Origin of the sequence: Streptomyces sp. NRRL S-495, assembly GCF_000966955.1 — a bacterium.
Classification (GTDB): domain Bacteria; phylum Actinomycetota; class Actinomycetes; order Streptomycetales; family Streptomycetaceae; genus Kitasatospora; species Kitasatospora purpeofusca.
Window position 1 is genome coordinate 1 of sequence record NZ_JZWY01001081.1, and the last position, 5,701, is coordinate 5,701.

At 70.9% G+C, this 5,701-nt stretch carries 4 protein-coding genes; 1 reads left to right on the forward strand and 3 read right to left on the reverse strand.

Annotated elements, in window-relative coordinates; translation table 11 throughout:
* Positions 1-287: 287 nt before the first annotated feature.
* The 3 genes from gltX to VR45_RS39150 all read right to left on the reverse strand — a co-directional run bounded on the left by gltX (position 288) and on the right by VR45_RS39150 (position 3,036).
* Positions 288-1,793 (reverse strand): glutamate--tRNA ligase, encoded by a 1,506-nt coding sequence (gene gltX / locus VR45_RS39140; protein ID WP_045944729.1) that lies wholly within the window; start codon positions 1,791-1,793, stop codon positions 288-290.
* Positions 1,786-2,586: a fumarylacetoacetate hydrolase family protein gene (locus VR45_RS39145; protein WP_045944730.1), complete on the reverse strand. Its 801-nt coding sequence runs from the start codon at positions 2,584-2,586 to the stop codon at positions 1,786-1,788. Before VR45_RS39145 ends, gltX begins: the two co-directional genes overlap by 8 nt.
* A 228-nt stretch (positions 2,587-2,814) precedes the next feature.
* Positions 2,815-3,036, reverse strand: coding sequence for a hypothetical protein (locus tag VR45_RS39150; RefSeq protein WP_045944731.1), 222 nt, complete (start codon positions 3,034-3,036; stop codon positions 2,815-2,817).
* A gap of 629 nt (positions 3,037-3,665) precedes the next feature.
* On the opposite strand from VR45_RS39150, the gene VR45_RS39155 reads away from it, so the two are divergent.
* Positions 3,666-5,701, forward strand: a 2,036-nt coding sequence (locus VR45_RS39155) for a nitrate- and nitrite sensing domain-containing protein (protein WP_234326620.1), incomplete at its 3' end; no start/stop codon positions are given.

Here is a 5,701-nt window from a genome sequence, read left to right on the forward strand (position 1 = left end):
GCTGCCAATTACACCATACCCCACCAGAGTTGAACCCCTGTCGGGGATCCTCTCGGGCTTGCGCCTCCCGCTCGGCTCCGGCGGGGGCTTTGACTCCCTCGTCGTTGCCCTCCCGGGCGGCGCAGAAAGAACATTACCCGACGTCCGCCCCGGCTCCAAAATCGATAACCCCAGGCAGCGGGAAGGGGGCCGTCCGGTGACCTCCGGGGGCGCCGCGGGCCCGGCGCCGAGGCCGGGCCCGCGGGGGTGCCGCCGGTGTCCGGCGGCCGGTCGCAGCGGTGCCGCGGTCAGGCGCCGGGCAGGCCCGCCAGGGCCGCGTTCAGCCTGCGCAGCGTCTCGGCGCGGCCGAGCAGCTCCATCGACTCGAAGAGCGGCGGGGAGATCCGGCGGCCGCTCACGGCCACCCGCAGCGGGGTGAAGGCGAACTTCGGCTTGATGCCCAGCCCCTCCACCAGCGCCTCGCGCAGCGCGGCCTGGATCGGCTCGGCGGTGAACCCGTCGAGCTCCTCCAGGGCCCTGACGCCGGCCTCCAGCACCGGACGGGTGTCCGCGGTGAGCACCTTGGCGGCGTCGTCCGGGTCGAGCGCGAAGTCCTCCGGCGCGACGAACAGGAAGCCGGTCATCGCCACGATCTCGCCCAGTACGACCATCCGCTCCTGGGTGAGCGGCGCCACCTCGGCCAGCAGTCGCAGCTGCTCGGCGCTCGGCCCGGCCGGCAGCAGGCCCGCCTCCTGGAGGTGGGGCACCAGCCGGCGGACGAAGTCCTCCGGGGCCAGCCGGCGCACGTGCTCGGCGTTGACCGCCTCGCACTTCTTCAGGTCGAAGCGGGCCGGGTTGGCGTTCACCTTGGTGACGTCGAAGGCCGCCACCAGCTCGTCCACGGTGAAGACGTCGCGGTCCTCGGCCAGCGACCAGCCCAGCAGCGAGAGGTAGTTGAGCAGCCCCTCGGGGATGAAGCCGCGCTCCCGGTAGAGGTTGAGCGAGGCCTGCGGGTCCCGCTTGGAGAGCTTCTTGTTCCCCTCGCCCATGACGTAGGGCAGGTGGCCGAACCTCGGGGTTCCGCCGTCGCCCACGCCGATGTCGGCGAGCGCGGCGTAGAGCGCGATCTGGCGCGGGGTGGAGGAGAGCAGGTCCTCGCCGCGCAGCACGTGGGTGATGCCCATCAGGGCGTCGTCCACCGGGTTGACCAGGGTGTAGAGCGGCGCCCCGTTGGCCCGGACGATGCCGTAGTCGGGCACGTTCTCGGGCTCGAAGGAGAGGGTGCCGCGGACCAGGTCGTCGAAGGCGATCGTGGTGTCCGGCATCCGGAAGCGCAGGATCGGCTCCCGCCGCTCCAGCCGGTACACGGCCACCTGGTCGTCGGTCAGCTCCCGGCAGTGGCCGTCGTAGCCGGACGGCTTCCCGGCCGCGCGGGCGGCCTCGCGGCGGGCGTCCAACTCCTCGGTGGAGCAGTAGCAGTGGTACGCGTGGCCCGCCTCGTGCAGCCTGCGGGCGACGTCGGCGTAGATCTCCATCCGCTGCGACTGCCGGTACGGCGCGTGCGGGCCGCCGACCTCCGGGCCCTCGTCCCAGTCCAGGCCGAGCCAGCGCATCGCGTCGAGCAGCTGCCCGTAGGACTCCTCGGAGTCGCGGGCGGCGTCGGTGTCCTCGATCCGGAAGACCAGGGTGCCGCCGTGGTGGCGGGCGAAGGCCCAGTTGAACAGCGCGGTGCGGACCAGACCCACATGCGGGTTGCCGGTCGGGGAGGGGCAGAAGCGCACCCGGACGGGCGGTCCGGCGGGCTCGCTAGCCACGCTTGACCACCTTGTTGGCGAGGGTGCCGATGCCCTCGACGGTGACCGCGACCTCGTCGCCGACCTGGATCGGGCCCACCCCGGCGGGGGTGCCGGTGAGGACGACGTCGCCGGGCAGCAGCGTCATGGCCTCGGAGATGTGGACGATCAGCTCGGCGACCGAGCGGACCATCAACGAGGTGCGGCCGGTCTGCCGGAGCTCGCCGTTGACCGTGCAGGTGACGGCGAGGTCGGAGGGGTCGAGGTCGGTCTCGATCCAGGGGCCGAGCGGGCAGGCGGTGTCGAAGCCCTTGGCGCGGGCCCACTGCCCCTCGCGCTGCTGGACGTCGCGGGCGGTGACGTCGTTGGCGCAGGTGTAGCCGAGGATCACCTCGGGGACCCGCTCCAGCGGCACCTCGCGGCACATCCGGCCGATCACCACGGCCAGTTCCGCCTCGTGCTGGACGTCCGAGGAGAACGGCGGGTAGGCGATGCTCTCGGTCGGGCCGATCACCGAGGTGGAGGGCTTGAAGAAGGTGAGCGGGACGTCCGGGACGGCGTTGCCCAGCTCGGCGGCGTGCGCGGCGTAGTTGCGGCCGACCGCGACGATCTTGTTGGGCAGGATCGGGCTCAGCAGCCGGACGTCCTGGAAGCGGTAGCTCTCACCGGTCGGCCGGGGCTGGCCGAACGGGTGGCCCGCCAGCGCGTGGACCACCAGCGACTCGGGCCGCGCCGGGTCCCCCTCGACCACACCGAAGGAGACGCTGCCGGCGGCAGGACTCCCTTCCCGGACGGAAAACCTGGCAATGCGCACGGCTCGGGCACCCCTCGCGTCGTCGGCCGCCCGGGGCGCGCCCGGGCGCTGGTGGAGGCCGGCCCCGCTTCGGGCCCGGCCCCGCTCAATCGCCGCCAGGCTATCGCGCGGGCTCCGGACCGGCCGCTCCACCGGCCCGGGGTGTCCGGAGGCCGGCGGGGGTGCCCGGGTACGCGAAGGGCCCCGCCACCGGGGTGGCGGGGCCCTTCAGGGCGTATGCGGAACGCTTCAGTCCTGCGGAACGTTCACCACCGGAGCGACCATCAGCCGGGTGCGGCGCGGGTTGGCGGTGGAGGTCGGCAGGTCGGTCGGGTAGGTCACGGCGGCCTCGGGCCTGCGGGCGCCGGGGATCTGGCCGAAGTCCTCGACCGAGGCCAGCGTCGTCCGGCGCGGATTCGCGGTGGAATTGGCGGACAGCGTGGACTCGGCGGCCTTCTTCGCCTGGGACATCTCGTCAGCACCTCAAGGTCGTGGCCGGGCGACCGACCGCGATCGGCCCCGGCCTGAGTGATTCGGGAGGATTCTGGGCAGGCTGATTCGGGGCCGTGCTCCGGATACCGCAAGGTTACGGATCTCTTTCCACAGGCACCGTGACCAAAGCTACACATTCATCTGTGATTTTCGTCACAAATCATGGAACATAACGCCGATATCCGACATGTCGCTGCATCAGTTTTTACCGGCATATCGGATATATCGGTCATACCCGAAGCGCCGTGCATCAGGTTGATCTCGGGTCTGCTTGGCATGTATCTGACGAGTGTCCGAAAAAGGCGGTATTCAGCTCCGGTTGCCGTACAGACCGTGAGATTCCGCGCGCGTTCGGTAGTGCCGCCCGATGTGCCCCGCTCGCCCTTGTTGGGATTCCCCGGCTGTGCTGGAATGCCACGGACCGTGGGTAGGGAGTACTCCACCCCGGTGACCCGCTCTCCCGGACCGGCCGGGGTGCGGATGGAAACTCCACACCGTCCAGGCTGCGGCGACGCGGCGGGACGCCCGGTCCAGAGGTTGCGACGCCAGTGCAGGGACGTTTCAAAAGGGGTAGCGGCGGCGCGGGTGACCCTGAGTCGCGTGAGCCGGTGGCAGCCCCCCAGCCGGCGGCGGCCCCCGGCGGTCCGGCCGAACCGACGCCCGACGTGATCGGACGACCCGAGGAGGAGGGCGCGGAGCGGAAGTCGGCCCGGGGCAAGCTCCGGTCCACCCTGACCCGCCGCCGGGCCAAGGGCATGAGCCGGCTCGCCATGCGCAACTGGCGGATCCGCAGCAAGCTGATCGCCCTGCTCGCGCTCCCGGTCATGGTCGCGCTGGTCCTCGGTGGCCTGCGCATCCAGACCTCGCTCGAGACCTCGCAGCAGCTGGCCCAGATGGCCAACCTCTCCGACCTGGCCAAGAAGGCGACCGACCTCGCCAACGCCCTGCAGAACGAGCGGGACGTCAGCGCGGGGCCGATGACCAACAAGCCCAACGCGCCGCTGGACGACGACATCGTCGCCGCGCGCAAGGTCACCGACGACCTCAGCCGCACCTTCACCGCGTCCGCGGACAAGTTCGAGAACCTCGAACTCTCCGGCGGCAAGGCCCTGCTCTTCCAGATCCGCAAGGACCTGAACTCGGTCTCCGACGCGCGTGGCAACCCGTACCAGAACAACCAGAACATCCAGGCGACGATCACCGCCTACGACGTGATCATCCGCGACCTGCTGTCGATCACCCAGGACATCGCGCTCGCGTCCAACAACCGCGAGCTGGTCCGCGCGACCCGTGCCCTGCAGCAGTTCTCGCTCGCCAAGAACTCCACCTCGCAGCAGCGCGCGCTGATCAGCGCCGCGCTCGCCAACCCGGGCGGCCCGGACCTCAGCCTGAGCGACGAGTCCTTCGGCATCCGGTTGAAGTCGTCCTACGACAACGCGCTGACCGGCTTCAACAACATCTACACCTCGCACGACCTGGACAACCTGCGCGGCCAGCTGAGCTACAACTCGGTCGTCGCCGCGGCCGACCGCTACGCGCGCTCGATCCTGCAGCAGAGCGGTATCCACCAGAGCGAGGTCGTCAGCTACAAGGACTGGTACGAGCAGTCCACCGCCAAGATCGCCGCCGAGCGCCGGATCGAGTCCAAGCTCATCGAGGACCTCGACGGAAAGGCCCAGGAGCTCCAGTCCCAGGCCGACACCGAGGCCCTGATCATCGGTGCCGCCGTCGCGCTGGTGCTGCTCGTCGCCCTCGGTGGCGCCGGTCTGATCGCCCGCTCGATGGTGCGCTCGCTGACCCGGCTCCAGGCCGCGGCCGAGGACGTCGCCGAGCGGCGACTGCCCGAGCTGGTCAAGACGCTCTCCGAGACCGACCCGCACGACGTCGACGTCGCCGTCGAACCGGTCGGCGTCGACTCCGCGGACGAGATCGGCCACGTGGCCCACGCCTTCGACATGGTGCACAGCGAGGCCGTCCGCCTCGCCGCCGAGCAGGCCCTCCTCCGCGGCAACATCAACGCGATGTTCACCAACCTCTCGCGCCGCAGCCAGGGCCTCATCCAGCGCCAGCTGTCGCTCATCTCCGAGCTGGAGAGCCGCGAGGCGGACCCGGACCAGCTGGCCAACCTCTTCAAGCTGGACCACCTCGCGACCCGTATGCGCCGCAACGGCGAAAACCTCCTCGTCCTCGCCGGTGAGGACCCGGGCCGCCGTTGGACCCGCCCCGTCCCGCTGGTCGACGTGCTCCGCGCCGCGGCCTCCGAGGTGGAGCAGTACGAGCGCATCGAACTCGCCGCCGTGCCGTCGGCCGAGGTCGCCGGCCGCGTCGTCAACGACCTCGTCCACCTGCTCGCCGAGCTGCTGGAGAACGCGACCTCGTTCTCCAGCCCGCAGACCCGCGTCCGGGTCACCGGCCACGCCCTGCCGGACGGCCGGGTGCTGGTCGAGATCCACGACACCGGTATCGGTCTGAGCCCGGACGACCTCGCCGAGATCAACGAGCGCCTCGCCAACCCGCCGACGGTGGACGTCTCCGTCTCCCGCCGCATGGGCCTCTTCGTGGTCGGCCGCCTGTCCCTGCGACACGGCATCCGCATCCAGCTGCGCCCCAGCGACTCCGGTGGCACCACCGCGCTGGTCATGCC